Here is a 25,282-nt window from a genome sequence, read left to right as displayed (position 1 = left end):
GGGCGGCTCGCCTATAACATGCAAATGCAAATAAAAATACTTCAACCATAAAACTTCAGGCTTGAAGCAAAACCTAACCGCCTCTAGGCTTTTCCACACCCGCGCGGGAAAACAACGGGTGCCGCAACCCCGGGTCCATGCGCTTTCATCTACCCAGGGAGACTGAAATGACGTTCCGCTCACTTGCCACCGCCGCCATGATCGGCACCGCCGCCCTCACCGGCGCAGCCGCCCAGGCCGAGGAAGTCACGCTGAAGGCCGTGACCGCCTTTGCCACCGGCACCACTTTTTCCCGCGATTTCGAGGCCTTTGTCGGCTGGGTGAACGAAAACGGCGCAGGCCAGGTGCAGATCGACCTGCTGGGCGGCCCCGAAGCCGTGCCGCCCTTCGAGCTCGGCAACGCGGTGCAGGCAGGAATTGTCGACATCGCCAACAACACCACCGCCTATTACCCGAACCTGCTGCCCGCGGGCGAGGCGCTGCATCTGGCGCAGAACACCATCCAGGACCAGCGCGCCAACGGCTGCTATGATATCGTCGACCAGATGCACCAGGAGCAGATGAACGTCAAATACCTGGCCCGCGTCGGCGACAACATGAACTACCACCTCTACCTCACCAAGCCGCTGGAGGGGCCGGACCTCTCCGGGCTCACCATCCGCACCACGCCGGTCTACCGCGCCATGTTCGAGAAGCTGGGCGCCACCCTGGTGCGCACCGCCCCGGGCGAGGTCTATACCGCGCTGGAGCGCGGCGCCATCGACGGCTACGGCTGGCCCAGCCAGGGCGTGCTGGATCTCGGCTGGCACGAGCAGACCGCTTACCGCGTCGATCCCGGCTTCTACCAGGTGGACGTGAACTTCCTGGTGAACCTCGACAGCTGGTCGGCGCTCAGCGATGAGCAGCGCGCAGTGCTGGAGGAAGGCGCCGCCTGGATCGAGGCGCAGAACGCCGAAAACCTGGCCCGCAACGAAGCCGAAGCCAAGGCCCAGGCCGACGCGGGCATCGAGACCATCACCTTCGAGGGCAAGGACGCCACCTACTGGAGCGCCGTGGCGCAATCCGAGGGCTGGGGCGAGGTCATGAAGACCGACCCGGAAATGGCCCAGAAACTGCAGATCTGCCTGCTGATGTGACCCGGACGGGGCGGGCCGGAACAGCCCGGCGCCGCCCCCGCTCCGCCTGACCCGGCTTTTCCCATGACAACGCTCTCCCGCTGCTTCAGCGCGCTGCTCACCGGCCTTGCCGTGTTCAGCGCCGCTATCCTCGCCGCGATCACTATCGTGATCCCGCTCAACGTGCTTCTGCGGAACCTCGGCCTGCCGGTAATCTACGGCGCGCTTGATGCCATCGAATACGGGCTGATGGCGGCGGCCTTTCTCGGCGCGCCCTGGGTCCTGATGCGCAACGCCCATGTGCAGGTTGACCTGTTGACCCGCGGCCTGCCGCCCGGCGCGCGCCGCCTGGCCACCGCACTGGCCTGTCTGCTGGGGGCTGCCGCCTGCGCAGTGCTGTGCTGGGCCGGGCTGCAGGCGCTGGGGCAGTCCTATGCGCGCGGTTCGATGGTGCGCACCGCCTTCACCATTCCCGAGTGGTGGACGCTTACCGTGCTGCCCCTGTCGATGGCGCTTTGCGCCGTGGAATTCCTGCGCAAGCTCATCCGGCCTGAACCGGAAGAAGTACCGCTCTCCGGCCTCTGAAAGGACTTCCCATGGACTGGATCCTCACCCTGTCGCTGATGCTGGGCGGGCTGGCGGCGCTGCTGCTGGCGGGCCTGCCGGTGGCCTTTGCCTTCATCACCGTCACCATGATTGGCGCCTATGAGGTGCTGGGCGGTGAACGCGGCCTGTTGCAGCTGGCGCGCAATGCCACCCAGTCGGTGGCCAATTTCCAGATGGCGCCGATCCCGCTGTTCATCCTGATGGGCGAGATCCTGTTCCAGACCGGCATCGCCCACCGCGCCATCGAGGCGATCGAGCGGGTGGTGACCCGCCTGCCCGGCCGCCTGTCGGTCGTCACGGTCTTTGGCGGCACCATCTTTGCCGCCCTGTCGGGCTCCACCATTGCCAATACCGCGATGCTGGGCTCCACCATGCTGCCGGGGATGCTGCAACGCGGCTACCACCCGACCATGGCGATGGGGCCGATCATGGCGTCCGGCGCGATTGCGATGCTGATCCCGCCCTCGGCGCTGGCGGTGCTGGTGGGCAGCCTGGCGGGCATTTCGATCTCGGGCCTCTTGGTCGCCGGGGTGATGCCCGCAATGCTGCTGGCGGGGCTGTTCGTGCTCTATATCGTGGTGCGCAGCAAGATCGACCCAAGCACGGCGCCGCCGGATGACCTGCCCCAGATGACCCTGGCCGAGCGCTGGCGCCCCTTCCTGATCTATGTCGCGCCCTTGTCCGGTCTGTTTGCGGTGGTGATCGGCAGCCTGCTCTTGGGGCTGGCCACGCCGACGGAATCGGCCGCGCTTGGCTGTCTGGCGGCACTTGGCGCCGGCGCTGCCTACCGGTCGCTGAGCTGGCCCAAGGTCGCGAAAGCGCTGATGGAGACGGTGAAGCTGTCGGTGATGATCCTGTTCATCATGGCCGCCAGCCAGACCTTTGCCCAGATCCTGTCCTTCAGCGGCGCCACCAACGGGCTGATCAAGGCGATCAACGCGATCGACCCGACGCCCGCCATGGTTCTGATCGGCATGATCGTGATCCTGCTGTTCCTGGGCTGTTTCGTCGATCAGGTCTCGATGCTGATGGTGACGGTGCCGGTCTTTGTGCCGCTGGCCGCACAGCTGGGCATCAACGAGCTGATCCTGGGCGTGGTCTACCTGCTGACCATGGAAATCGGCCTGCTGACACCACCCTTCGGTCTGCTCCTGTTCGTGATGCGCGGCGTGGCGCCTGCAGGCGTCGGCATGAAGCAGATCTACGCTGCGGTCACGCCCTTCCTGATCATCAAGCTGGCGGTGCTGGCGCTGATCGTCTGGCAGCCGGGGGTGGGCACCTTCCTGCCCAGCCTGATCGCCCATTAGACTTCCCGCCAAGCAAGAAAAAAAGCCGCCCGGCATCCCCTGCCGGGCGGGTCCTCCCCAACACTGGCTCCCGGACGCGGGCCTCAGGCCCAGGCCTGATCCGGGTCCGGCAGAGGAATCGCTGACATCAGCTCGCGCGTGTAGGCGGCTTGCGGCGCGGCAAACAGCGCCGCGGTCTCGGCGTTCTCGACGATTTCCCCGCGGTAGAGCACCAGGATCCGGCTGCACAAGCGGCGGATCACCGAGAGGTCGTGGCTGATGAAGGCCAATGTGAGCCCCAGTTCGCGCACCAGCTCCTCCAACAGGTTCAGCACCTGCGCCTGGCTCGAAACATCGAGGCCGGAGACGATCTCGTCCGCGAGGATGAACTCGGGACGCAGGGCGATGGCGCGGGCGATCCCGACACGCTGGCGCTGGCCGCCCGACAGCTCGTGCGGGTAGCGGCCGGCAAAGCTCTGCGGCAGGCCCACCATATCCAGCGCCTCGCGCACCATGGGCGCAATGTTCACGCAGCCCTGCACCCGCAGGGGCCCCGCGATGATACCCCCCACCTGCCGCCGCGGATTGAGCGAGGACATGGGATCTTGAAAGATCATCTGAAACTGCGACCTGAGCGGACGCAGCGCGTCCTCGCCGGCATGGGTGATGTCCCTGCCCTCGAAGTTGATCTGGCCGCTGTCGGGTTCGATCAGCCGCACCAGCGCGCGGCCCAGGGTGGATTTCCCCGAACCGGAACCGCCGACGATGCCGAGCACCTCGCCGCGGGGGATCTGGAAGCTGAGGCCCTTCAGCACCTCTACCCGCGGCGCCGGACCCAGCAAGGGCTTCTTCGAGATATCGGGAAAGCTCAGGCGCAGGTCGCGCACATCGTAGATCACATCGTTCATTCCGCGGCCTCCCGCCTGCGGTCGCTGAGGGCAACCTCGGCCTCGACCGCGGCGATCACCTCGGAGGGGACCGGGGTCAGGCTGCCCTCCGGGTCGGTGTATTTCGGAGTCGCTGCCAGCAGAGCCCGGGAATAGGCATGGCCCGGCTGGCGGAAGAAATCACGCACGCCTGTGTCCTCCACCACCTTGCCCGCGTAAAGCACGCTCATGGTCTGGCAGACCTTGGACACCACGCCAAGATCATGGGTCACGAATAACAGCGCCGTGCCATGGCGTTCCTGCATGCCGCGAATGAGGCGCAGGATCTGCTTCTGCACGGTCACGTCGAGCGCGGTGGTCGGCTCATCGGCGATGATCAGCTTGGGTTCGGCGGCAAAGGCGGCGGCGATCAGGATGCGCTGGCGCATGCCGCCCGACAGCTCGTGCGGATAGGCGCGCATGACACGGGCTGGCTCGTGGATCTGCACCTCCTCCAAAAGCTCCAATGCGCGGGCCTGTGCCGACTTGCGGGACCAGCCGAGGATATCCACCAGCCGGTTGGTAATCTGCGGCCCGATCCGGCGCGAGGGGTTGAGCGCGGTGAGCGGGTCCTGCGGGATCAGCGCCACCTTGGCGCCGATGCGCTGGCGCCTTGTGCGGGGCGGCAGCGCCTGCAGGTCCTCCCCGTCCAGCACGATGCGCCCGCCTGTGACCTGAAGCGCGCGCGGCAGGATGCCCAGCACCGACTTGCCGATCATCGACTTGCCCGCGCCGCTTTCGCCCACCAGTGCGCGGGACTCGCCCGCTGCAACCGTCAGCGACACATCCCGCAGCACCGGCAGGCCGGAGCGCAGCCGCACGCCGAGGTTTTCTATGCTCAGGTAACTCATCGCAGCACCGGGTCGAAATGGTCCTTCAGCCCTTCGCCAAGCTGCGAGAAGCTGAGAACGGTGAGAAACAGGGTGGCCAGCGGGAACACCAGCACCCACCAGGCCTGATGCACCGACGCGCGGCCCTCGGCGATCATCCCGCCCCAGGTCGGCGCATCGGTGGAGACCGAGAGATTCACGAAGCTGAGGATCGCCTCCACGATCACCGCAATGCCCATCTCCAGCGTCAACAGCGCGACGATGGCGGGCAGCACGTTGGGCAGGATCTCGGCCAAGACGGTGCCGAAGCGGCTGCGGCCTGCCACTTGCGCGGAAGCCACGTAGTCCATCTGTGCTTGCGTCATCGCCTCGGCCCGGACCACGCGGGCAAAGCGCGTCCAGTCGATCACCACGATGGCGATGATGATGGAGGTCATGCCGGTGCCAAGCACGGCGATCAGCAGGATCGCAAACAGCACCGGCGGGAACGCCATCCAGATATCGACCAGCCGTGATACGGCAAGGTCCACCCAACCGCCATAAAACCCCGCAATCAGCCCCAGCGTGGCGCCGATCAGGCAGGTGAGCGTGCCCGCGATGAGCGCAATGCCCAGCGCAAGACGCGCGCCGTGCAGGATGCGGCTCAGCACGTCGCGGCCGAGGCTGTCGGTGCCAAGCAGGTAGTTCGGATCGGCGCCTGACTCCCACACCGGCGGCAGGCGGCCTGCAAAGAGGTCCTGCGCCAAGGGGTCATGCGGGCTGATCCAGGGCGCCAGCAGCGCCGCCAGCACCAGCAGCGCCAGCCAGCCGCCCGCTAGCCACAGCCGCGGCCCCGGCAATCGGCGGATCTGGGATCTTGCATCATGCATGGCGCAACCTCGGGTTCAGGGCGGCGTAGGTCATGTCGACCAGCAGGTTCACGGCGGTGAACAGCACCGCAAACAGGATCACGATGCCCTGGATCAGCGGCAGATCGCGGTTGATCACCGCGTCGATCGCCATGTTGCCCAGCCCCTCGTAGGAAAACAGCCGCTCGATGATCACGGTGCCGCCGATGAGGAAAGTGAACTGCACCCCGATCAGCGTCAGCGTCGGCAGGATCGCATTGGGCAGCGCCTCGCGCAGGATGATGCTGGTCTCGGAGTAGCCCTTGGTGCGGGCAAGCGTCACGTAGTCGAGGTGCATGGTTTCCTTCAGCGATTGTTTCAGCAGCTGCGAGATGATTGCCGCCAGCGGGATCGCCAGCGCCAGCGCAGGCATGAACATATGCGCCACGATATCGGCCCAGACATCAAAACGCAGGCGCAGGAGGCTTTCCCAGAGGTAAAAATTGGTGTGGAACTCGAAGCCTTCGGCGGGCGAAATCCGGCCCGAGATGTGGAACAGCGGCCAGAGCACCCCGAACAGCAGGATCAGCACCAGCCCCCAGAGGAAATCCGGCACCGACAGCGCCATGCCGCCCGCAACGTCGATGGCGCCCTCGGTCCTTGTGCCGCGCCAGAGCGTTGCGGTGAGCGCCATCGCGCCGCCCATGCCCACCGCGATCACCAGTGCCATTACCGACAGCTCCAGCGTGGCGGGCAGCCGGCCGAGCACCAGCTCTGCCACTGGCTGGCGCAGCGAGATCGAGGTGCCGAAATCCCCCTGCAGCACGCCGCCGATCCAGATCTGGAACTGCTGGAAGATGGATTTGTCGAGCCCGTAGAGCTCTTGCAACCGCTGGATGTCCTCGGCGGTGGCGCCAGGCGGCAGCATCATGGCAACCGGGTTGCCCGGCACCACGCGGATCACCACAAAGACGATCACGGCAGCGCCGGCCAGGGTCACCAGGGAGGCGGCCAGCCGGATGAGTATTCGGCGCAGGATCTGCATTGCGCTTCCTTGCAGTTGTCAGGTCTTCAAAAAGGGCCGCGGGGGAGGGACGCAAGCGCCGCCGCCCCCGCGGCCAGAACAGGCCAGGGATCAGGCCTTACGCGGGTCAGCGCGCCCTGCGTCAGGCGCGTGTCATCAGATGCGGCAGCAGCGCGCCGGAGGCATGCGGCGTCACCTTCACCGCATCGCTGTGCAGGATCGGCTGCACGTATTGCAGCAGCGGGATCACCAGCGCGTTGTCGGCGATGTGGCGGTCGACCTCCTTCCAGCCCGCGATGCGCTTTTCCTCGTCGGCCTCGCCCCAGAGCGGGATGATCTTCTGCATCAGCTCCTCGCCGTCCCAGACCGCATGCGGCGACGGCCCGAACATGGCAAAACCGGTGGAGGTCGCCGGGTCGCCAATCGCGTTGCCCCAGTTGTAGAAGGCCGCGGGCGCCAGCGTATCGGCGGCGCGCAGCTCGTAGTGTTTGGCGATCTCGTAGACCTCGATCTCGGCCTCGATGCCGACCTTGCGCCACAGGCCGACGATGGCCTGGATGATCTCGTAATCCTTGGGCTTGAAGCCGCGGGTGGTCTGGATGGTGAAGCGGACCGGGTTGTCCGGCCCGTAACCCGAGGCGGCGAGCAGCTCCTTGGCCTTCGCAGGGTCATACGCCACTTTGACCGAGCCGTCGAAGGCCGAGTAATCCGGCGTCTGCAACGTGTCGATGGCGACGCCATAGCCCGACAGCAGGCGGTCGATGATCAGCTGCTTGTCGATTGCATGGGCCATTGCCATGCGCACGTTGGGATCGGTCATCGCCTCGACATCGTTGATGAAAATCATGCCGATGTCGGAGACCGGCGCGGCGGTGCCTTCGATACCCGGTTTGCCCTTCAGCCGGTCGAATTCCTCGTAAGGCATTTCCAGCGTGACATGGGCGTTGCCGGATTCCACCTCGGCGACGCGGCTGGCGGCGTCGGTCACGAACTTGATGGTCACCGATTTGAACTCGGGCGCGCCGCCCCAGTAATTCTCGTTGGCCGTCAGCCGGACGTAAGCGTTGCGCTCGAACTTCTCGACCATGTAGGGGCCGGTGCCGACCGGGTTCGCCTCGAAGCCGTCGGCGCCCACTTCCTCGTAGTATTTTTTCGGCAGCACATAACCGGTGAGGAAGCTCATCCACTTGAAGATTGTCGGCTCGTATTTCTTCACGTCCGCCGTGATACGGTTGCCGTCGATCGCGTAGTTGGCGACCTTGCCCCAGATGAACTGGATCGGGTTGCCGGTCTCTGGCGTGCCTGCGCGTTCCAGCGACCAGACCACATCCTCTGGGGTCAGCGGATCGCCGTTGTGCCAGGTGACGCCTTCACGCACCTCCATCCAGATCTGCGACTTGTCCTCGCTCCAGCCATGGGCGGTGATGATGCCCGCATCGAAGGACAGGTCCGGGTTCTGATGGATGAACATATCAAAGACCGACTGGTAGATGCCCTGGATCGTCGGGTTCACCGCCGAGGGCCCCACCGTGGGGTCCCAGCTCGGCAGGTTGACGTTGTAGGCAATGACCAGCTCGTCGATTTCCTTGGCGAGAGCGGGCAGGCCGGTGGCGGCCAGCATGGCCCCGGCAGCGGAGGATTGCAGTAACGCGCGTCTAGTCAGTTTCATCTGTTGCTTTTCCCTGTTGAATTGGCGGCCGGCGCTTGTTGTTTGGCGGGGTCTTTTGCCCCTATTCGCCGGCCAGTTTCTGCCCGAGCAGATATCCCGCCCCGGCTCCGGTTCCTGCCCCGGGCCAGACCGCGGCCCCGGTGTGATAAAGATCGCGCACCGGGGTGGTGCCATCGGCAAAGCCGCGCAGGGGCCGGAACATGAAATGCTGTGAGAGGTGGTGGCTGCCGCAGACCTGATCGCCGCCGACGAGGTTGGGGTTGCCGGCCTCCAGCATCGCCGGGCTGACCACATGACGGCCAAGGATCCTGGCCCGAGTGCCCGGCGCGTAGCGCTCAAGGATATCCAGTGCGCGGTCGGCCATCACCTCCGCCGCACTCTCCCAGTCCCTGGCCGCGATCTGACCGGCGGCATCACCCTTGATCTCCCCCGGCACCATGCGGACCTGGAGCCACAGCACGTGCTTACCCTCCGGCGCGCGGGAGGGATCGATGGCGGTGGGCTGGCCGCAGACGATCACCGGCTCGCTGGGCAGAAGTCCCGCCTTGGCCTGCGAGTAGGTCGCCGCCATCTGGTCGAGGCTCGGCGCCATGTGGACATAGGCGAAGCGCTTCAGGTCGTCGCCCGCGGCCCAGTCCGGCAGGCTGTCCATCGCCAGGTGGATCATCATCGTGCCGGGCGCATGGGCGAATTTGGCGAGGCCATTGTCGTAACGCTTGTCCGGCGTCCCGCCGGTGAGCCGCAGAAGTGCCGCGGGCGCGACATTGGCGATCACCGCCTTGTTTGCGCGCACAACTTCTCCGCTGGCCAGCTCAATGCCTGTGGCACGGCCGCCGTCCTGCAAGATACGGACCGCTTCCGCATTGCAGGTGACCGAGCCGCCGCGCGCTTCGATCATTGCGGTCATGGCGCGGATCATAGTGTCCGCGCCGCCCTGCCCCAGCACCATGCCAAAGGCCTGGTTCACCTGGCCTTCGAGATAGGGAAACAGCGCCCCGCCCGCGACGTCGGGGGCAAAGTCCAGGTGCATCCCCCAGGCCGCCAGCAGGGCTTGCACCTTGGGCGAGCGGAACGTCTCCTCCAGCCAGCCGCGCGGCGAGGCGGCGAGGAAGCGGCCCATGTCCATCATTCCGGCACTGCCCATGCCGCGCCAGGACTTCCAGCTCAAGGATGCAAATGCACGTTTATTGATGGGCGAACCAAGCAGGCCGAACAGCACTTCGGCCTGTTTCGGAAAGGCCTCGGTCAGCTCCGCCCAGGCGGCGCCATCAGCGGCGCACTCGGCCGCGAGGCGGGTGGTGGTGACCGCGGCATCGTTGCTCACCCCCAGCCAGCTGCCATCGGGGAAGACCGAGGCGAAGCAGTCGGAAGCAGGGGCGAAGGACAGCCCGTGCCGGGCCAGCTCTTCCCCGTACGCCTTGTGAAACGGGGAGCCGGCAAAGAGCGACAGATTCATCGCGCCCCAGTCATGGCGGAAGCCGGGCAAGGAGTATTCGCCGGTCCTCACCGCCCCGCCGGGTTCCGCCGCGCGTTCGAATACCGCGACCGTCCAACCCTTTGCGGCCAGATGTGCTGCGCAGGCCAGGGAATTGTGGCCGCTGCCGATAATCACTGCGTCCGCTGCTGCGGGCATATCCGCTATCCCTCAAATCAATATTGAATGATATTTGCAAATGCATATAAACCTGTCTAGTGTTTCTTTATTGCGATGCAAAAAGCGGCGCCAGACCGCGGGCAACAGGAGAGATAAAATGACTTCAAACAACGCGTTGGCGGAATTTGGCGCCAAGATTCTTTCGGGAGAAATCGCGGTGGTGGACTGCTCCGGCACCCTGGGGCCGGACACGCCGATCCTGCAGCTGCCGGAGGATTTCGCCAAGAACACCCCCAAGGTCGAGATCCACAAGATCAGCGAATATGACGCCGATGGCCCGTTCTTTGCCTGGAACTGGCTGAAGCTGGGCGAGCACTCGGGCACGCACTTCGATGCGCCGCGCCACTGGATCACCGGCAAGGATTACGAGGACGGCTACACCGACACGCTGGACGTGCAGCGGCTGGTGGCGCCGGTGAACGTGATCGACTGTTCGAAGGAAAGCGCAGAGAACGCGGACTTCCTGCTCACCGCCGACCTGATCAAGGCCTGGGAGGCCGAGCACGGGGAGATCGGCAAGGGCGAATGGGTGGCGATGCGCACCGACTGGGACAAGCGCGCGGAGGACGAGGCGCTGTTCCTCAACGCCGACGCCGAAGGGCCGCACAGCCCCGGGCCGACCCCGGATGCGGTGGAGTACCTCCTGTCCAAGGGCATCGTCGGCTGGGGCAGCCAGTGCATCGGCACCGATGCGGGCCAGGCCGGGCTGATGGACCCGCCCTACCCGGCGCATAACCTACTGCACCGCGACAATTGCTTCGGCCTTGCCTCGCTGGCCAATCTCGACAAGCTGCCCGCCAAGGGCGCGATCCTGATTGCCGCACCGCTGAAGATCGAGCGTGGCACCGGCAGCCCGATCCGCGCCCTCGCCCTGGTGCCGCGGGGCTGACGCCACATGGCCGCCGTCCCTCATATCATCATCGGCTCCGGCATCAACGCGCTGGTCGCCGCGGCGCTCTTGTCCCGCAAGGGGCAGCCGGTGCTGCTGCTGGAACGCTCGGACCGGATCGGCGGCTGCATGCGCACCGACGAGATCACGGTGCCGGGCTTCCAGCATGATGTGATGGCGGCGACCTTTGTGCTGTTCCTCACCTCGCCCGCCTATGCCGAGCTGGCGGAGGATCTGGGCAAACACGGGCTGGAGTTCTGCCACACGCCCCGCCCCACCGCCGTCTTGCGCCCGGACGGGCGGGCTTTGGTGCTGACGACGGACCGCGCCGCCAATGTCGCGGGCTTCGACGCGCTCGCCCCCGGCGATGGCGATGCCCACGCCCGCGATGTGGGCGGGATCGAGGCGGATGCAGAGTTCCTCTTCGGCCTCCTCGGCGGGCCGCTGTGGTCGCGCCAGACCGCGAAGCTGGTGGCGAAACAGGCGTGGAAGCGCGGGCTCACCGGCCTCAAGGCCTGGGGCGGCGCAGCGCTGCAGCCCGCGCGCGGCTGGCTGGAGGCCTCCTACAGCAGCGCCGATATCCAGGCGCTCTGGGCGCCCTGGGTGCTGCATTGCGGGCTGACGCCGGAAAGCACCTATTCCGGCCAGATGGGCCGGGTCATCGCCTTTGCCCTGGAAGCCGCCGGCGCGCCGGTGGTGAAGGGCGGCGCGGGTGCCGCGGCGCAGGCCTTCCGGCGGCTGATCGAGGCCAACGGCGGCGGGATCCGCACCGGCACCGACGTGACCCGCATCCTCACCGAACGCGGCCGCGCCTGCGGTGTGGAGACCGCGGCCGGCGAAATGATCCGCGGCGCCTCGGTCATTGCCTCGGTCACGCCGGGGCAGCTTTATGGCCGCCTGCTGCCGAAGATGGCCGCGCCGGAGCCCCTGCGCAACTTCCGCCACGGGCGCGGCAATTTCCAGATGCACTATGCGCTCGACGCCGCACCTGAGTGGCGCGCCGAAGGGCTGGAAGACGTGGCCCTGATCCACCTCGCCGACGGTATCGACAGCGTGTCGAAATCCGCCAATGAGGCCGAGCGCGGAATGCTGCCCGAAACCCCGACCATTTGCGTTGGCCAGCCGCACCGGTTGGATTCCAGCCGCTGCCCTGAAGGCAAGGCCATCCTCTGGCTGCAGATCCCCGATGCCCCGCGCGTCATCAAAGGCGATGCCAAGGGCGAAATCGCCGCCTCGCCCGAATGGAGCGAAGCCACACGCGAAGCCTTTGCCGACCGGATCGAGGCGATCCTGGCCCGCCATATCGCCAATTTCAAACAGATCAAGCTGGCCCGGCGCGCCTATTCGCCCGCCGACCTGCAATCGCTCAACATGAACCTGTCAGGCGGCGACCCCTACGGCGGCGCCTGCACTCTCGACCAGTTCTTTGTCTGGCGCCCTTTCCCGCAATCGGTCAATAACGCCACGGGAGTAACGGGGCTGCACATGATCGGGGCCTCGACCCATCCGGGGCCGGGCCTTGGCGGCGGCTCCGGCTACAACCTGGCAAAGAGGATGGGCGCATGAGCGACAACACCAAGGAACAAGCTGCGGCAGAGGCGCAGCCGCAGGCACCGCTGCCGCGGCTGGGCGAAATCGGACTGGAGAACTTCCCGCCCTACCTGATGAACCGCATCATGGGCCGCTACAACGCCTCGCTGCGCGCGGAGATGGCGGCGCTGGGGCTGACCACGGCGCAAATGCGGACGCTGGCGGTGCTGTCGGTGCTGGACGGGCTGCTGATCCGCGAGCTGTCGGTCTATGCAGTGGTGGAGCAGTCAACGCTCAGCCGCTCGCTCGACCAGATGGCGCGTGACGGGCTGATCGAGCGGCGCCCGGACCCGGATGACAGCCGCGCCACCCGCGTCTTCATCTCCGACAGCGGCCGCGCCACCCATGACAAGCTGTGGCCGCATGTGGCCGCCGCCTATCAGCAGATGTTCGAGGGCATCTCCCTGGAGGAGCGGCGCCAGTTCACCGCCACGCTGCAAACCATTCTGCGCAATGTGCGGGTGCATCAGATTTAATCCCAAGGCAAACTACCAAGGAGGAGCCAATGGCCGAAAGGTCGTTCAAGGCAGAGGTCGAACATCTGCGCAAGGGTGAAGGTGACAGCTTCACCGGTGAGGGCATCCTGGCCATCACCAAGGCTCTTCTGGAAAACGGTGTCGGCTACGTCGGCGGCTACCAGGGGGCGCCGATCTCGCATCTGATGGATGTGCTGGCCGATGCCGAGGAGCTCCTGGGCGAGCTGGGCGTGCGCTACGAGGCCAATGCGTCTGAGGCGGCAGCCGCGGCGATGCTTGCGGCCTCCGTCCACTACCCGATCCGCGGCGCGGTCACCTTCAAGGGCTCGGTCGGGGTCAACGTGGCCTCCGACGCGCTTGCGAACCTCGCGTCCTCGGGCGTCACTGGCGGCGCGCTGGTGATTGTGGGAGAGGACTACGGCGAGGGTTCCTCGATCATGCAGGAGCGGTCTTATGCCTTTGCGATGAAGTCGCAGTTCTGGCTGTTGGACCCGCGCCCGAACCTGCCTTCAATCGTGAAGTCCGTGGGCGACGGCTTTGCCCTGTCGGAGGCGTCGAACACGCCGGTGATGCTGATGGTGCGGATCCGGTCCTGCCATGTGACCGGCACATTCGAGTGCCGCGGCAACTTGCGCCCGCCGCTCACCGTGCGCGACGCCCTGTCCAACCCGCAGCGCGATTTCAAGCGCGTGGTACTGCCGCCGATGTCCTACCAGCACGAGCACGACAAGATCGAAAACCGCTGGCCCGCAGCCGAGAAATTCATCCTTGAAACCGGGCTGAACGAACGTTTCGGGCCGAAGGACGGCAAGGTCGGCCTTATCTGCCTTGGCGGCATGTACAACAGCGTGGTCCGCGGGCTGCAACGGCTGGGGCTGGCCGATCTCAGCGGCAACACCGATGTGCCGCTTTATGTGATGAACGTGGCCTACCCCTTGGTTCAAAGCGATCTGCTGGAGTTCTGCGCCGGCAAGGACGCGGTGCTGATGATCGAGGAAGGCCAGCCCGAGTTCATCGAACAGCAGCTGGGCAACATGCTGTTCAAGGCGGGCAGCCAGACCAAGCTGGAGGGCAAGGGCATCTTCCCCAAGGCGGGCGAATACACCGGCCAGGTGATGATGGACGGGCTGGATGACTTCTTCCGCAAATATGCCGCCCATCTGATGCCCGGTCAGGTACGCGCACCAAACGCGCCGCAGCCCGAGATCCCGGACCTGAGCGCGACCGTGCCGATCCGCCCTCCGGGGTTTTGCACCGGCTGCCCGGAACGGCCGATCTTTGCCTCGATGAAGCTGGTGGAGCAGGAGCTGGGCAAGCACCAGATCTCGGCCGATATCGGCTGCCACCTGTTCGCCTCGCTGCCGCCGTTCGAAATTGGGGGGCAGACCATGGGGTACGGGCTGGGGCCCGCGTCGAACGCGGCCTTTGACGGCGGCGGCGAGAAACGCGCGATCTCGATCCTCGGCGATGGCGGCTTCTGGCACAACGGCCTTAGCACCTCGATCGGCAACATGGTGTTCAACAAGTCGGACAGCGTGGCGATCATCGTCGACAACTACTATTCCGCAGCCACCGGCGGGCAGGATATCCCGTCCAGCCGTGCGAAGAACGCCAGCAAGTCGACCAACAATCCGATCACCAAGGCGCTGGAGGGTGCGGGCGTCAAATGGATCCGGCAGATCGACCGGACTTATGACGTCAACAAGATGCGCGCCACCCTGCGCGAAGCGCTGACCACGGACTACGACGGGCCAAAGGTGATCGTCGCCTCCTCGGAATGCATGCTGAACCGGCAGCGGCGTGAAAAGCCGCAGCGTATCAAGGCGATCAAGGATGGCACCCGGGTGGAGATCCCCCGCTTTGGCGTCGATGAGGACGTTTGCACCGGCGATCATGCCTGCATCCGCCTGTCGGGCTGCCCGTCGCTGTCGCTGAAGAAGCTGGACGACCCGCTGCGCGACGATCCCGTCGCCCATATCGACCAGACCTGCGTCGGCTGCGGCAATTGCGGCGAGGTGGCGGATGCGGCGATCCTCTGCCCCTCCTTCTACGAGGCACGGGTGGTGCATAATCCGACCGAGCGGGAGCGGCGCAGGGCTGGGCTGCGCAGCCGGGTGATCTCCTGGCTGCAGGCACGGCGCAGCGCGCGGCGGCTGACCTTCACTGACATGCACCCGGGGGAGGCAGCCTGATGTCGATCGAATTGCCCATCGCACCGCAGGACGCCCGCCCGGCGGCAGGCGAAGTGATCAAACTGGCCATCCTCGCCGTTGGCGGACAGGGCGGCGGCGTTCTCACCTCCTGGATCGAGACACTGGCCCGTGCCCAGGGCTACAGCGCCCAGGCCACCAGCGTCGCGGGTGTCGCCCAGCGCACCGGGGCCACGATCTATTACCTCGAAATGGCGCCCGGTACAGTAGAAAATCCGGTATTCTCGCTCGCGCCCGCGCCCGGCGACGTCGACATCATGATCGCCGCCGAGATGATGGAGGCGGGCCGCTCGATCATGCGCGGCTTCGTCACCCCGGACCGCACCACGCTGATTGCCTCGACACACCGCGCCCTTGCGGTGTCGGAGAAGATGGTGCCCGGTGACGGCATGGCCGATTCCTCCGAAGTGCGGGTGGCGGCCGAAACCGCGGCGCGGCAGCTGGTGATGGCTGACATGGAGCGCGCAGCGGCCGAGGCAGGCTCGGTGATCTCGGCGTCGCTGTTCGGAGCACTTGCGGGCTCCGGTGCCCTGCCCTTCCCGCGTGCCGCCTTCGAGGACGCGATCCGCGCCGCAGGCAAGGGCGTGGAGCCCAGCCTGCGCGCCTTTGCCGCCGGGTTCGACCTGGCCCAGCAGGGCGAAGCCCCCGCCGCCAGCCTGCCCGCAGCTGCGGCCCCCACACGCCCGCAGGGGCCCGCCGCCGCGATGGGCGAATGGCAGAAGCTGACAGCGCGCCTGGCAAAGCTGCCGCCCGAGGTGCAGGAAATGGCCGGGCCGGGCCTGCGCAAGGTGGTGGATTTTCAGGATGCCGCTTATGGCGCCGAATATCTCTCCCGGCTGGAAGCGGTGCTGGCGCGCGACAGCGCGGAACAGGGCCATGAGCTGAGCCGCGAAGCCGCCAAATACATCGCCAACGCCATGGCCTATGACGACGTGATCCGGGTTGCAGACCTCAAGACCCGCAGCCAGCGCTTTGGCCGGATCGAGGCCGAAACGGGTGCTGACGGCAAGCTGATGACGCTCACCGACTACCTGCACCCGCGCGCCGAGGAGATCACCGGCCTGCTGCCCGCGCGATTGGGCGCCAGGGTGGAGGCCAGTCCGCGTCAGATGGCGCGGCTGGAGCGGCTGTTCGCCAAGGGCCGCCGCATCCGCACCGACAGCCTGCGCGGTTTTCTGATGCTTTATATGATGGGCGGCCTGCGCAGCTGGCGCCGCCGCACCCGCCGCCATGCGGTGGAACAGGCGCATCTGGACGATTGGCTGGCAACGGCGATGGACTACTTGCCCGGCCGCTACGGCATGGCGGTGGAGGTGATCCGCTGCCGCCGCCTGATCAAGGGCTATTCCGACACCCACGCCCGGAGCTTGAGCAAGTTCGCCTGCGTGCTGGAAGGCGCGCGCATGGTGGAGGCCCGCGACGACGGCCCCGAATGGGTCGCCCGGCTGCGCGAAGCGGCCTTGCAGGACGAAAAGGGCGAGGCGCTGGAGGGCGCGCTGAAGACCGTCGCCAGCTTTGCCTGATCCCCGCGGCCCCCGGACCGCCGGGGGCCGCGGAACCGGCGTCTTGCCTTGCCCGCTGCAGGGCAAACACTTGGCCCTTGATTGAAAACGCGTGCAAAACAATTGCCCTGCACCAGTGACGGCCGCGGGACAGGCTGTTTTTTTGCTGCGGCCCCATTGATGCCGCCGCGCGGAAAGGACATGTGTTCCTTTCCATTTAGAAGGAGCAGCCAAAATGCTGAAACATGTTGTTCTTGCGGCCGCAGCCGCAGCCGGCCTGGCCGGAATGGCCTTTGGCCAGGAAGCCGGAAGCCTGCGTGTCGGCATGTCCGGCGGCTATTTCCCCTTCACCTTCGTGCGCCAGGACGTGCTGCAGGGTTTCGAGGTCGACGTGATGAACGCGGTCGGCGAGGAAGCCGGGCTGGAGATCACCTTTGAAACCATGTCCTTCTCCGGGCTGATCGGCGCGCTGGAAGCGGACCGTATCGACACCATCGCCAACCAAATCACCATCACGCCGGAGCGCGAGGCGAAATTCGCCTTCACCCAGCCCTATGTCTACGACGGCGCCCAGGTGGTGACCAAGAAGGGCAACGGCGAGGTGACCGGCGTCGAGAGCCTGCGCGGCAAGACCGTGGCGGTGAACCTCGGCTCCAACTTCGAGCAGCTGCTGCGCGAGCTGCCCTACGCCGATGAAATCGACATCCGCACCTACGAGTCCAACATCGAGCAGGACACCGCGCTTGGCCGTGTCGATGCCTTCGTGATGGACCGCGTGTCCTCGGCGCAGGTGATCAAGGAAAGCCCGCTGCCGCTGCAGCTGGCCGGTGCGCCGTTCTCGGAAATCCGCAACGCCATGCCGTTCCGCGACGATGAAGAAGGCCGCGCCCTGCGCGACCAGGTGGATGCCGCACTGACCACTCTTAAGGAGAACGGCACCCTGACCGAGATCTCCGAGAAGTGGTTCGGCAGCGACATCACCAAAGCGGAGTGATCTGACCGATGCGGGCGCTCGACCTCGACTACATGGTGGGGCTTGTGCCCGTGATCCTGGGCTACCTGCCGCTGACCCTGTTCATGGCGGTGGCAGGTATGCTGCTTGCACTGGTGCTCGCGTCGCTCCTCGCGGTCGAGCGCGTCTTCAAGGTGCCGGGGCTGGACCCGCTGGTGGTTCTGTTCATCAGCTTCTTCCGCGGCACACCGCTGCTGGTGCAGCTGTTCCTGTTCTATTACGGGCTGCCGCAGATGCTGTCGTTCCTCACCCAGATCAATGGCATCACCGCCGCGATCATGGGGCTGACGCTGCATTTCTCGGCCTATATGGCGGAAAGCATCCGCGCCGCCATCGCCGGTGTCGACCGCAGCCAATGGGAAGCGGCGCAGTCGATCGGCATGACCCAGGGCCAGATGATGCGCCGCATCGTGCTGCCGCAGGCGGGCCGGATCGCGGCACCAACGCTGGTCAACTACTTCATCGACATGATCAAAGGCACCTCGCTGGCCTTTACCCTTGGCGTGACCGAGATGATGGGTGCCGCGCAGAAGGAAGCCGCGGGCAGCTTCCTCTACTTCGAGGCCTTTCTGGTGGTGGCGCTGATCTACTGGGGGCTGGTCGAACTGCTGAGCCAGGGCCAGAAGCGGCTCGAAACCTATCTGAACAAGGCCTACGCACGATGATTTCCATTCGCGGACTGACCAAGCGGTTCAAGAACAACACCGTGCTCGACAGCCTCGATCTTGAGATCGGCAAGGGCGAGCGGGTGGCAGTGATCGGGCCTTCGGGCACCGGCAAGTCGACGCTCCTGCGCTGCCTCAACTTCCTCGACCAGCCGGATGCGGGGCATATCACCATCGGCGGTGCCGAAGTCGATGCCGCCAAGGCAAGTAAGGCCGAAATCCTCGCCCTGCGCCGCGCGACCGCCTTCGTTTTCCAGAACTACGCGCTTTTCGCCAACAAGACGGCGAAGGAAAACATCATGGAGGCACTGATCACCGTGCAGAAGCGCCCGCGCGCCGAGGCCGAGGAGCGCGCTCTGCAGGTGCTGAAGGAGACCGGGCTCGCCGACAAGGCCGACAGCTACCCGGCGGCCTTGTCCGGCGGCCAGCAGCAGCGCGTCGGCATAGGCCGCGCGATGGCGCTGGGGGCGGAGCTGATGCTGTTCGACGAGCCGACCTCGGCGCTGGACCCGGAATGGGTGGGCGAAGTGCTGGACCTGATGCGCAGCGTCGCCGAACAGAAGCAGACCATGCTGATCGTCACCCACGAGATGCAGTTCGCCCGCGAGATCGCAGACCGCATTATCTTCATGGAGGGCGGCCGCATCGTCGAAAGCGGCCCGCCAGAGCAGATCTTTGACGCGCCGCAGGATTCCCGCACCCAGAAGTTCCTGCGCCGGGTGATGCAGTAGCCAACCCGCGCTTCCATAGAACGCGAACGGCAGGGAATATCCTTCTCCCCGGTCACGGGCAGAACAGGCGCGGAACAAGGCCGGATGGCCGCCGCGCATCGCCGGCGCGCCCCAACGCGGCGGCGATGCGCGGCTCTTCTCCTTGGAGCGCGCGCTTGCCGCATCCTCCCCTGCCGGGCTAGACCTGTGGCATGGATGGGCCTTTCCGCCCCGCCGCTCTTCTGGCCACTTCCGAGGTCCGCATGCTCGACGTTCTCTCCGACCGCACCTACCGGCACCTGTTCCTGGCGCAGGTGGTGGCGCTTCTCGGCACCGGGCTGGCGACCGTGGCGCTCGGGCTTCTGGCCTTTGACCTCGCGGGCGGTAACGCCGGGCTGGTGTTGGGCACGGTCTTCACCATCAAGATGCTGGCCTATGTCTTCATCGCCCCAGTTGCGGGCGCGCTCGCCGGGCAGATCGACCGCCGCCGCCTGCTGGTCGCGCTGGATCTGGTGCGCGCGGCGGCGGCGCTGGCGCTGCCTTTTGTCACCGAGGTCTGGCAGGTCTACGTGCTGATCTTCCTGCTGCAGGCGGCCTCGGCCGGATTCACGCCGGCGTTCCAGGCGACGATCCCCGACGTGCTGCCGGATGAGACCCGCTACACCCGCGCGCTGTCGCTGTCGCGGCTGGCATATGATCTGGAGAACATCCTCAGCCCGGCGCTGGCGGGGCTGCTTTTGGTGCTGATGTCCTACAACAGCCTGTTTCTCGGCACAGTCGCGGGGTTCCTCGCCTCGGCGCTGCTGGTGCTGTCGGTGGCGCTGCCCGGCCCCAGGCCCGCGGCGCGGCGCAGTATCTGGGGGCGGACAACGCGCGGTATCCGAATCTATCTGGCCACGCCCCGCCTGCGCGGACTGCTGGCGCTGAACCTTTCGGTTTCGGCGGCCGGGGCGATGGTGCTGGTGAACTCTGTGGTTCTGGTGCGTGGCGTGCTGGGGCTGGAGGAGACAGCGCTGGCCGGGGCGATGTTTGCTTTTGGCGCCGGGTCGATGGCGGCAGCGCTGCTCCTGCCGCGGCTCCTGGACCGCGTGGCGGACCGGCCAGTGATGCTTGCGGGCGCCGGCGGGCTGATCGCGTCCCTCCTGGGCCTGGCCGCCGTTATCACCGTAGCGGGGCTCAGCTTCCCGGCCCTGCTCGCTGCCTGGGTGCTGGCGGGGCTCGGCTTTTCCGCGGTGCTGACGCCCGCGGGACGGCTGCTGCGGCGGTCGGCCCATGCGGACGACCGGCCCGCGCTGTTTGCGGCGCAATTTGCGCTTTCGCATGCCTGCTGGCTGTTGTGCTACCCGCTGGCGGGCTGGCTGATGACCAGGGCAGGCACGCTCCCGGCGCTTATGATGCTGGCGGCGCTGGCGGCGGTTGGCCTTGCGGCCTGCCTCAGACTCTGGCCGCGCGACGACCCGGAAGAAGTCGAGCATACCCACGCAAACCTGCCGCTCGGCCATCCGCATCTGAAGGGCAACCGCACCCACAGCCATGCGCTGATCATCGACGAGCACCATCCGCGCTGGACAAAGAACCTCTGAGGCTCCCGGCTCAGGTCGTGGGCACGATCCAATCCGGCCGCAGCCCCGAGCGCGCGATATAAGGCGCAACATCGCGGCCGCGGAACAGCCCGTGGCCGGTGATTAGCACCGTGCCGACCCCCGCCGCCGCTCCGCCCAGCACATCGGTGTGCAGCGTGTCGCCGACCATGGCGATCCGCTGCCGCGGCAGGTCCGCCATCAGCGCCAGCGCCGCCGAGAAGGCGTTGCCGAAGGGTTTGCCGTAGAACTGCGCCTCCGCACCGGTCTGCGCGGCAACCTCCTGCGCGACAAACCCCGGCTCCAGCGACAGACCGTCCTCGCGCGGGGCGACCAGATCGGGGTTGGCGACGATGAGCGGGCGCGGCTTTGCCTTCAGCGCCGCCGCAAGCCGCGCGGTGTCGGCCTTCTGCCAGCGCGCGGTGGAGAGCAGGAGGAAGCCGCCCGCATCGTCCCAAAGCGCCGGGTTCTCGGCCAGCTGCGCGATTGCACCGGGCGCGGGCGCATCGGAGAAATCATCGCCTTCCGCCGCTGCGGCCGCCCAGACCTGCCCTGCGGGCAGCCGGGGCAGCCGGGGCAGCGCGGCAAAGGCGACGTCGCGGCTGGAGACCACTTCATGCGCGGTAAAATTGAAGCCCAGCCGGTGGTATTTCGCGAGGATCTCCGGCTTGGTGTAGCTCGCAGCATTGGTCAGCACCACCAGCCGCTTGCCCTGCCGGCGCAGCCACGCCATGCGCGCGACGGCGCCCGCGATGGCTGTCTCCCCGCGGTTCAGCACTCCGAAGGCATCGAGGATGTAGCCGTCGAAATGTTCGGCGGTGCCGGCCAGGTTCTCCGCCATGCGCGAGCTTGCCGGATACTCTGCCCGGGGCAGCTGCGGGCGCAGCGCCTCGTAGCGCTCAAAGGCCCAGTCCGCGCCCAGCGCGCCGTCGCATTGTCCGTCAGTCATTTTTCAGCCCGGCTGTTCCGCTCCAACTCAGTCCGCGCTCCAGCAGGATGCGCTGGACCCGGCCCGGGTAGTCGGTGACAATGCCGTCGGCGCCCGCGTCGATCATCGCTTCGATAGCGGCGCGCTCGTTCACCGTCCAGACCGTGACTGGCAAAGCGAGAGCATGGGCTTCCGCCACCAGTTCAGGCGTCACGTCCTCATAGTAGGGGCACCACATCTGCCCGCCCGCCCGCGCCACCGCGGCGGGCAGCGTCAGGCCGCTGGCGTCCAGTTCGGCCATCAAGGGCGCGCCCTCCTCACCCGTCTCTTCAGCACCGGCAACCTGGCTGAGGTAAGAGGTGGGCATCTCCGGTGCCTGGCGGCGGCATTCGTTCAAAAGCAGCCAATCGAAACTGTGCAGTACGGTGCGCCCCGCCAGATCGCGGGCTCGGACATCGGTCACCACTGCGGCGACCTGACGGATGCGGGCGGCGGGAATATCCGTTTCCTGCGGGTTGGTCTTCAGCTCCAAGAGCAGGGAGACGCCTTGGTATTCTGGCTGGCAGGCCAGATCCAGCAGATCCGCAAGACGCGGGATGCGCACGCCGCGCAGGAAGACCTGATCCGGGAAGCGGCGGCCGTAATCGGAGCGGCTGTCGAGCCCGCCGGCGTCATAGGTCTGCAAGGCTTCAAGGGAAAGCTTGCCCACCTCCGGCTCCTCCCCCGCGATCCAGGTGCCGCCGGGTTCGCGCACGGCCGCGCGGGACAGCGCGTGATTATGAGTGATCACCGGGATGCCATCAGCGGTGAGCACCACGTCGAACTCCAGCGCCTCCACCCCGATGTCCATGGTGAAGCGGAAGCCTTCCAGTGTGTTCTCCGGCATCACCCCGCGGGCGCCGCGGTGGCCGATGACCCGCACGACCCCCGCGCCGCCGCGATAGGCGGCAAGCTGGGGAAAGCCGCTCACGTGGCCACCCGGCGGCCGGATTGCGTGTCGAACAGGTGCAGGTTCTCGGGCGCGGCGGAGAAGCGCAGCACGGTGCCCGCCTCCGCCCGCACGTGGCCGGGCATGCTGGCGACGCATTCGCTGGTGGTGCCCGCGAGGTGGCCATGCACCAGCGTGACCGAGCCCAGCTGCTCGCACAGCTGCACGGTGATCTCCACCGCGCCGCCTTCATCCGGGACCAGATGCTCGGGGCGCAGGCCGAGGGTCACGTTGCCCTGCACGGCGAATCCGCCCGCTAGACGGCTGCCGTTTTCCAGCGTGACCATGCCGCCCTCCACCTGCGCCGGCAGGAAGTTCATCGCCGGGCTGCCGATGAAGCCCGCCACAAAGATCGTCTCGGGCCGGTCATAAAGCTCGATCGGGGTGCCGAACTGTTCCACGTAGCCGCCGTTCAGAACCATCAGGCGGTCGCCCAGCGTCATCGCCTCCACCTGGTCGTGGGTGACGTAGATCGAGGTCACGCCCAGCCGTTGTTGCAGCTTGCGGATCTCCAGCCGCATCTGCACCCTGAGCTTGGCGTCGAGATTCGACAGCGGCTCGTCGAACAGGAACACTTGAGGGTCGCGCACAATGGCGCGGCCCATGGCGACGCGCTGGCGCTGGCCCCCCGACAGCTGGCGCGGCTTGCGGTCGAGGTAGGGACCGATCTCCAGGATCTGCGCGGCCTCATCCACCCGGCGGTCGACCTCGCTGCGCGGCAGTTTGCGGATCTTGAGCCCGTAGGCCATGTTTTCGCGCACCGTCATGTGCGGGTAGAGCGCGTAGTTCTGGAACACCATGGCGATATCGCGGTTGGCGGGCTCCAGATCGTTCACGACCCGGTCGCCAATTTGGATCTCGCCCGAGGTCACCGTCTCCAGCCCCGCGATCATGCGCAGGAGCGTGGACTTGCCGCAGCCCGAGGGGCCGACGATGACGATGAACTCGCCATCCTCGATCGCGCCGCCGACGTGGTGCAGGACTTCGGTGTCGCCATAGGACTTCACCAGATCCTTGAGAGTAATAGTTGCCATTTCTGTCTTGCCTATTTGTCTGTCTCGGTGAGGCCCTGCACAAAGAGCCTCTGCATGGCGATGACGACGAAGACCGGCGGGATCATCGCCAGAAGTGCTGTCATCATGATGATGTTCCATTGCGGCGACTGCTCGGCCGCCTCCAGCATCTGCTTGATGCTCATGACGATGGTGGTCATGTCGGTGTCGGTGGTGATCAAGAGCGGCCAGAGGTACTGGTTCCAGCCGTAGATGAACAGGATCACGAAAAGTGCTGCGATATTGGTGCGGCTCAAGGGGATCACGATGTCCCAGAAGAACCGCATCGGCCCGGCGCCGTCGATGCGGGCACTTTCCAGCATCTCGTCCGGGATGGTCAGGAACACCTGGCGGAACATGAAGGTCGCCGTCGCCGACGCGATCAGCGGCACCGACAGGCCCCAGTAGCTGTTGAGCATGCCCAAGTCAGCGACCACCTCGAAGGTGGGCAGGATGCGCACCTCCACCGGCAGCATCAGGGTGATGAAGATCATCCAGAAGAACCCCATGCGGAAGGGGAACTTGAAATAGACGATGGCAAAGGCCGAGATCAGCGAGATCGCGATCTTGCCGATCGAGATCATCATCGCCATCGCCAGCGAGTTCAGCAGCATCCGCCAGACCGGCGCCACCTCGGTGCCGGACAGGCCGCCGCCAAACAGGGTCTGCTTGAAGTTCTCCCAGAAATAGCTGCCGGGCAAGAGCGGGATCGGCGCCTGGGTCATCCGCACCGCATCATGGGTGGCGGCGACAAAGGTGATCCAGATCGGCAGCGCGACAATCGCGATGCCGAACAGCAGGACCAGGTGGCTGACCAGGGTCAGGATGGGGCGGTTTTCAACCATCAGTACTCCACCCTTCTTTCAACATAGCGGAATTGGACAACGGTCATCGCAATCACCAGGATCATCAGGATCACCGACTGCGCGGCAGAGCCGCCGAGGTCGAGTCCGACAAAGCCGTCGTTGAACACCTTGTAGACCAGGATCGTGGTGGAATTGGCAGGCCCGCCTTGGGTCACCGCGTGGATGATGCCGAAGGTGTCGAAGAAGGCGTAGACCGCGTTGATGACCAGAAGGAAAAAGGTCGTCGGCGACACCAGCGGAAAGATGAAATCCTTGAACCGGCGCACCGGGCCTGCGCCGTCGATGGCGGCGGCCTCGATCACGCTGCGCGGGATCGACTGCATGGCGGCAAGGTAAAACAGGAAGTTATAGGCGATCTGCTTCCAGGCCGAGGCGATGATCACCAGCGCCATCGCTTGCGAGCCATTGAGGTAATGGTTCCAGTCTATCCCGGCGAAATCCAGGATATAGGGGAAGATGCCCAGCGTCGGGTTGAACATGAAGACCCACAACGCGCCCGCCAGAACCGGCGCCACCGCATAAGGCCAGATCAGCAGGGTGCGGTAGGTGGTGACACCGCGCACCACCCGGTCGGCAAAGCCCGCCAGCACCAGCGCGGCCGACATCGACAGCAGCGCCACCGCGGCGGAGAAGAAGATCGTGCGGCCGAAAGTGGCAAGATAGAGGTCATCCTCGAACAGCAGTTCGAAGTTCTCGAACCAGACGAATTCGGTCGACAGGCCAAAAGCATCCTCGATCAGGAAGGACTGGTAGACGGCCTGGCTTGCGGGCCAGATGAAAAATACAAGTGTGATCGCGATTTGCGGCGCCACCAGCAGGTAGGGCAGCAGCGACGCGGGAAAGTGGACGCGTTTGAGCATGGGCAGTTCGGGAGTCT

The 25,282-nt window shown here is 66.1% G+C and carries 23 protein-coding genes; 12 read left to right on the top strand and 11 right to left on the bottom strand.

Going from position 1 to position 25,282, the window contains the following annotated elements; genetic code table 11:
* Positions 1-167: 167 nt before the first annotated feature.
* From dctP to ACOHX0_RS10680, 3 genes are all read left to right on the top strand, one after another.
* Positions 168-1,136 (top strand): TRAP transporter substrate-binding protein DctP, encoded by a 969-nt coding sequence (gene dctP / locus ACOHX0_RS10690; protein ID WP_420676669.1) that lies wholly within the window; start codon positions 168-170, stop codon positions 1,134-1,136.
* A gap of 63 nt (positions 1,137-1,199) precedes the next feature.
* Positions 1,200-1,700, top strand: coding sequence for a TRAP transporter small permease (locus tag ACOHX0_RS10685; protein ID WP_420676668.1), 501 nt, complete (start codon positions 1,200-1,202; stop codon positions 1,698-1,700).
* 11 nt (positions 1,701-1,711) lie between these two features.
* Positions 1,712-3,028 (top strand): TRAP transporter large permease, encoded by a 1,317-nt coding sequence (locus ACOHX0_RS10680; protein ID WP_420676667.1) that lies wholly within the window; start codon positions 1,712-1,714, stop codon positions 3,026-3,028.
* Between the two features lie 83 nt (positions 3,029-3,111).
* Here ACOHX0_RS10680 and ACOHX0_RS10675 read toward each other — a convergent pair whose 3' ends face one another.
* The 6 genes from ACOHX0_RS10675 to ACOHX0_RS10650 form a co-directional block, all read right to left on the bottom strand.
* Complete coding sequence (locus ACOHX0_RS10675) at positions 3,112-3,915, bottom strand: ATP-binding cassette domain-containing protein (protein WP_420676666.1); 804 nt, start codon at positions 3,913-3,915, stop codon at positions 3,112-3,114.
* Positions 3,912-4,784: an ABC transporter ATP-binding protein gene (locus ACOHX0_RS10670; protein WP_420676665.1), complete on the bottom strand. Its 873-nt coding sequence runs from the start codon at positions 4,782-4,784 to the stop codon at positions 3,912-3,914. The genes ACOHX0_RS10675 and ACOHX0_RS10670 overlap by 4 nt, the downstream gene beginning before the upstream one ends.
* Positions 4,781-5,632, bottom strand: a complete 852-nt coding sequence (locus ACOHX0_RS10665; protein ID WP_420676664.1) for an ABC transporter permease — start codon at positions 5,630-5,632, stop codon at positions 4,781-4,783. The genes ACOHX0_RS10670 and ACOHX0_RS10665 overlap by 4 nt, the downstream gene beginning before the upstream one ends.
* Positions 5,625-6,635, bottom strand: coding sequence for an ABC transporter permease (locus tag ACOHX0_RS10660; protein ID WP_420676663.1), 1,011 nt, complete (start codon positions 6,633-6,635; stop codon positions 5,625-5,627). The genes ACOHX0_RS10665 and ACOHX0_RS10660 overlap by 8 nt, the downstream gene beginning before the upstream one ends.
* A gap of 121 nt (positions 6,636-6,756) precedes the next feature.
* Positions 6,757-8,283, bottom strand: coding sequence for an ABC transporter substrate-binding protein (locus ACOHX0_RS10655; protein WP_420676662.1), 1,527 nt, complete (start codon positions 8,281-8,283; stop codon positions 6,757-6,759).
* Between the two features lie 61 nt (positions 8,284-8,344).
* Complete coding sequence (locus ACOHX0_RS10650) at positions 8,345-9,916, bottom strand: phytoene desaturase family protein (protein ID WP_420676661.1); 1,572 nt, start codon at positions 9,914-9,916, stop codon at positions 8,345-8,347.
* Positions 9,917-10,034: 118 nt separating this feature from the next.
* On the opposite strand from ACOHX0_RS10650, the gene ACOHX0_RS10645 reads away from it, so the two are divergent.
* The 9 genes from ACOHX0_RS10645 (at position 10,035) to ACOHX0_RS10605 (ending at position 20,574) form a co-directional block, all read left to right on the top strand.
* Positions 10,035-10,826 carry a cyclase family protein gene (locus tag ACOHX0_RS10645; RefSeq protein WP_420676660.1) on the top strand — a complete coding sequence of 264 codons (792 nt, stop codon included), beginning with the start codon at positions 10,035-10,037 and terminating at the stop codon, positions 10,824-10,826.
* A gap of 6 nt (positions 10,827-10,832) precedes the next feature.
* Positions 10,833-12,392: a phytoene desaturase family protein gene (locus ACOHX0_RS10640; protein ID WP_420676659.1), complete on the top strand. Its 1,560-nt coding sequence runs from the start codon at positions 10,833-10,835 to the stop codon at positions 12,390-12,392.
* Positions 12,389-12,892 carry a MarR family winged helix-turn-helix transcriptional regulator gene (locus ACOHX0_RS10635; protein WP_420676658.1) on the top strand — a complete coding sequence of 168 codons (504 nt, stop codon included), beginning with the start codon at positions 12,389-12,391 and terminating at the stop codon, positions 12,890-12,892. The genes ACOHX0_RS10640 and ACOHX0_RS10635 overlap by 4 nt, the downstream gene beginning before the upstream one ends.
* A gap of 29 nt (positions 12,893-12,921) precedes the next feature.
* Positions 12,922-15,084: a thiamine pyrophosphate-dependent enzyme gene (locus ACOHX0_RS10630; RefSeq protein ID WP_420676657.1), complete on the top strand. Its 2,163-nt coding sequence runs from the start codon at positions 12,922-12,924 to the stop codon at positions 15,082-15,084.
* Positions 15,084-16,625, top strand: coding sequence for an indolepyruvate oxidoreductase subunit beta family protein (locus ACOHX0_RS10625; protein WP_420676656.1), 1,542 nt, complete (start codon positions 15,084-15,086; stop codon positions 16,623-16,625). Before ACOHX0_RS10630 ends, ACOHX0_RS10625 begins: the two co-directional genes overlap by 1 nt.
* A gap of 214 nt (positions 16,626-16,839) precedes the next feature.
* Entirely contained in the window at positions 16,840-17,598 is a 759-nt protein-coding gene (locus ACOHX0_RS10620; protein WP_420676655.1) for an amino acid ABC transporter substrate-binding protein, read from the top strand.
* Positions 17,599-17,606: 8 nt separating this feature from the next.
* On the top strand, positions 17,607-18,281 hold the full coding sequence (locus ACOHX0_RS10615; protein WP_420676654.1) for an amino acid ABC transporter permease: 675 nt from the start codon (positions 17,607-17,609) through the stop codon (positions 18,279-18,281).
* Positions 18,278-19,012, top strand: a complete 735-nt coding sequence (locus ACOHX0_RS10610) for an amino acid ABC transporter ATP-binding protein (RefSeq protein ID WP_420676653.1) — start codon at positions 18,278-18,280, stop codon at positions 19,010-19,012. The genes ACOHX0_RS10615 and ACOHX0_RS10610 overlap by 4 nt, the downstream gene beginning before the upstream one ends.
* Positions 19,013-19,254: 242 nt before the next feature.
* Positions 19,255-20,574 carry an MFS transporter gene (locus tag ACOHX0_RS10605; RefSeq protein WP_420676754.1) on the top strand — a complete coding sequence of 440 codons (1,320 nt, stop codon included), beginning with the start codon at positions 19,255-19,257 and terminating at the stop codon, positions 20,572-20,574.
* A 10-nt stretch (positions 20,575-20,584) separates the two neighbouring features.
* Here ACOHX0_RS10605 and ACOHX0_RS10600 read toward each other — a convergent pair whose 3' ends face one another.
* From ACOHX0_RS10600 to ugpA, 5 genes are read right to left on the bottom strand one after another with little or no spacing between them, the layout of a single operon-like run.
* A complete protein-coding gene (locus ACOHX0_RS10600; protein ID WP_420676652.1) occupies positions 20,585-21,520 on the bottom strand; it encodes an HAD-IIA family hydrolase in 936 nt (311 codons plus the stop codon).
* A complete protein-coding gene (locus ACOHX0_RS10595) occupies positions 21,513-22,469 on the bottom strand; it encodes a glycerophosphodiester phosphodiesterase family protein (RefSeq protein ID WP_420676651.1) in 957 nt (318 codons plus the stop codon). The genes ACOHX0_RS10600 and ACOHX0_RS10595 overlap by 8 nt, the downstream gene beginning before the upstream one ends.
* Positions 22,466-23,521, bottom strand: a complete 1,056-nt coding sequence (locus ACOHX0_RS10590) for a sn-glycerol-3-phosphate import ATP-binding protein UgpC (protein WP_420676650.1) — start codon at positions 23,519-23,521, stop codon at positions 22,466-22,468. Before ACOHX0_RS10590 ends, ACOHX0_RS10595 begins: the two co-directional genes overlap by 4 nt.
* Positions 23,522-23,532: 11 nt before the next feature.
* On the bottom strand, positions 23,533-24,384 hold the full coding sequence (ugpE, locus tag ACOHX0_RS10585) for a sn-glycerol-3-phosphate ABC transporter permease UgpE (protein ID WP_420676649.1): 852 nt from the start codon (positions 24,382-24,384) through the stop codon (positions 23,533-23,535).
* A complete protein-coding gene (ugpA, locus tag ACOHX0_RS10580; protein WP_420676648.1) occupies positions 24,384-25,265 on the bottom strand; it encodes a sn-glycerol-3-phosphate ABC transporter permease UgpA in 882 nt (293 codons plus the stop codon). The genes ugpE and ugpA overlap by 1 nt, the downstream gene beginning before the upstream one ends.
* Between the last annotated feature and the right edge of the window lie 17 nt (positions 25,266-25,282).

It is taken from the genome of Cribrihabitans pelagius (assembly GCF_048820915.1).
GTDB classification, from domain to species: Bacteria; Pseudomonadota; Alphaproteobacteria; order Rhodobacterales; family Rhodobacteraceae; genus Cribrihabitans_A; species Cribrihabitans_A pelagius.
Note: the sequence above shows the minus strand (reverse complement) of the source record. Positions and strands in the feature narration are given on the sequence as shown.